This is a genomic window from Thermogutta sp. (assembly GCF_014359955.1).
In the GTDB taxonomy this organism is placed as follows: Bacteria; Planctomycetota; Planctomycetia; order Pirellulales; family Thermoguttaceae; genus Thermogutta.
The window spans coordinates 1-2652 of record NZ_JACIYL010000633.1 but is presented as its reverse complement, the minus strand read 5'-3'; the positions used below and the strand labels follow the sequence as shown (position 1 = coordinate 2652).

The window sequence follows — 2652 nt, the reverse complement described above, 5'->3', positions numbered from 1 at the left end:
CGCGGACCGTCGCCACGGTTCTGTCTGGAGAATCGTTGATCACGGATGCCCAATTTTCCTACCGTAATCGTTTGGTAACCCGCCTCGTCGCGGAGGATTTCAGGAACCATCGGTCGCCAGTGTTCCATTCCCGTAGGATCGTAATATTCGAATCCGTACACCCCTGTATGATGCGAATAACGCCCCGTGTGCATGCATGTTCGCGAAGGAGCGCAGGAGGGGTTATGGTTAAACGCGTTGATGAACGTCGTTCCCATTGCCGCGAGGCGGTCCACATTGGGTGAGGTGACATAGCCCAAACGGCTTTCCGGATGCCCGTAGCGAATCCGGTTGAACGCTGCCACGGAGTCCGGCCGCTGATCATCAGTGATGATCCACAGAATATGGGGTTTTGGGTCAGGCGGTGCGGCGCGGGTAGCTGAGTGCCCTGTGGCTACCAGGACCAACAACACGGCCATTCCTGTCAGGGGTGAACTCCCTCGTGCGTGGCTTTCCATCGGCGAAGCTCCTCAAACCATTTTCCCGGCCGCTCGTCTTTTTCGGTAAGAATCGGCCGGTCAGCATTGTAGGTAAAGCCTTCCATTGTGACGTTTTCAATTCGAACATGATAGTGACCACCGGTGGTATCCTTGACGGCCCCAATCGATGGTCCCTCGAAGAATTTGTCGAACCAGCGGAGTTTGAGGCGATCGTAATATTCCTCCGGCACGGCCAGGATTTCGTGCGTCTTGACCTGAGCGTGCCAGCCGAAGATCGCATGGATGTTGCGGACAACGGATCCTTCAGCGAAACTTCCATCGCGGGCATCTGGTTGGATCTTAAGCTATTCTTTCTTCACTCCTCCCAGGCCGATTGTGACGGCCCAGGCGCAACCCCGCGCGAGAACGTTCTCCACCTGGACGACTCCATTGATCGCACTGTGCGGCGCGAACATGACGGCACACCGCCCGTCCTCGCAGGTCACGTTGCGCGCAACGACATCGAACACACCATTGTGAAGTCCGACCGCCCCAGTCTCAAGACGCAACGTCACGCCGCCTTTGGCGTAAATATCCTCGAACAAAATGGACTTGCTCCATGAAGCTGAACCAAACCGTAGCCGGGACTCGCATTGAAAATCCGGCAATTGCGAATCGTTCCTCGCGTCGGACGGGATACGGGCCATTGACTCACGTCCTTGGTCGACGAATTGGTAGGAACCAGGTAAATTCCACAGTGGGGTGTGAAATTATCCAGGATATCCATGTCCGCAATGAGAAAGTTGCGCACCATGCGGCAGGCCACAGCACTGTACCCCTGCTCCATTGGTCGATCGGAGTAGTCCACAACAAAGCGACCCCCGACACCTCGGATACTCACGTTCTCGATGAAAGCCCGCTCTTCCTCGGGGGTTGGCTTGCGTCCCCGCGGCTTGGCATCCATCAGGAACACGGAGACTTTGTTACCACCGGGCCAATACGGTCGGATGACAGTCCCCGCCTCTACGCGGATGTGGACATTTGATCTTAGCCAGACACCGGAAATTAAATAAGTTCCTCGGGGCACAAAAATACGCCCGCCTCCCTGAGCCGCCATCTCGTCAATGGCCCTCTGGAAGACATCGCTCTGATTTGCTTTCCCCCCGTCATCGGCCAGTCCGTAATCCTTACGGAGGTCCTTAAGTGGACTCCGTTCGTCCATCGTCTCCACATACTGGGCGAAGCTCACCGCAGCCATCTTTAACATAACGACAAAGAAAACCAGCGACGGCAGTGCGGATTTCATTTTCAGTACCTTCATTCGTGGGCCTCGCACGCAGGTTTTACGTAGTGTTTAAGCCTTCTCAAGCCGGACCGGACTACAAATACGGCGTTCTTTTTGCTTTCGGCATGGGAAGGCAGCACTGTTCCACAGCCTTTTGCCCCCAGCAAGTTGCCATATTGGGGCTACGTTTGATTGCGCCGGCCGCATCACGCGCACCAGCCCCAGCGGTCCATTCGTGGCGTGGCAGTAGGAACGCCCCGGCTAACCGACAAGTTCGCGTCAAATGGAGCAAGGCGGGGCGGAGCAGTCTCGCATACTGGAAGGTTCTGACAGACGCAGACTCGACCACCAAATCGTCTTGATGTATAATCCCGTCATACTGCCTAATGCTGGGTGCGCAGTATGCCTCGTCTGGCCAAAAGGACCAGGAAATGACTGTATTTTTCGAGCATAAATCTATACTGCGAGCTCATACACCAGAAAAAATGAACTATAAACGACTAAGTTTCCTAGGACTTGGACAACATCTATCGTAAGAGAATGATGGGATTGGAGATGCGGCGGCTCGACAGTAGAAAAATGACATGCCTGGCACTTTGGGCGGGACTTCTCTTAGGCGCTACAGCGGTGGGGGCGTCAGAAATCCTGCCGGAACGTGAAGCCACCATGTCCTGGTGGCGGAGCGCCAAGTTTGGAATGTTCATCCACTGGGGGATTTACGCGGTTACAGGGGGCGAGTACAAAGGGCAAACCCTTCCCAACAGCGCCGAGTGGATGATGAATCGTGGTAAGATCCCTGTCGCCGAGTATGAACGGCTGGCTGCCCAATTCAATCCGGTGCGATTTGATGCAGATGCTCTGGTAGGCCTGGCAAAAGAGGCGGGAATGCGCTACATCGTCTTCACCGCA

Annotated in this window: 5 protein-coding genes; 1 reads left to right on the top strand and 4 read right to left on the bottom strand. The window is 55.3% G+C overall.

Annotated features, from left to right (window positions below):
• From H5U08_RS15250 to H5U08_RS15235, 4 genes are all read right to left on the bottom strand, one after another.
• On the bottom strand, positions 1-497 hold a 497-nt coding region (locus tag H5U08_RS15250; protein ID WP_297034932.1), incomplete at its 3' end, for a sulfatase-like hydrolase/transferase.
• Positions 464-709 carry a hypothetical protein gene (locus tag H5U08_RS15245; RefSeq protein WP_297034929.1) on the bottom strand — a complete coding sequence of 82 codons (246 nt, stop codon included), beginning with the start codon at positions 707-709 and terminating at the stop codon, positions 464-466. The genes H5U08_RS15245 and H5U08_RS15250, both read right to left, overlap by 34 nt.
• Positions 710-823: 114 nt before the next feature.
• On the bottom strand, positions 824-1063 hold the full coding sequence (locus H5U08_RS15240) for a hypothetical protein (RefSeq protein ID WP_297034926.1): 240 nt from the start codon (positions 1061-1063) through the stop codon (positions 824-826).
• Positions 1030-1764, bottom strand: coding sequence for a glycosyl hydrolase family 28-related protein (locus H5U08_RS15235; RefSeq protein WP_297034923.1), 735 nt, complete (start codon positions 1762-1764; stop codon positions 1030-1032). Before H5U08_RS15235 ends, H5U08_RS15240 begins: the two co-directional genes overlap by 34 nt.
• Positions 1765-2298: 534 nt before the next feature.
• On the opposite strand from H5U08_RS15235, the gene H5U08_RS15230 reads away from it, so the two are divergent.
• The coding region (locus tag H5U08_RS15230) for an alpha-L-fucosidase (protein WP_297034921.1) at positions 2299-2652 on the top strand (354 nt) is incomplete at its 3' end.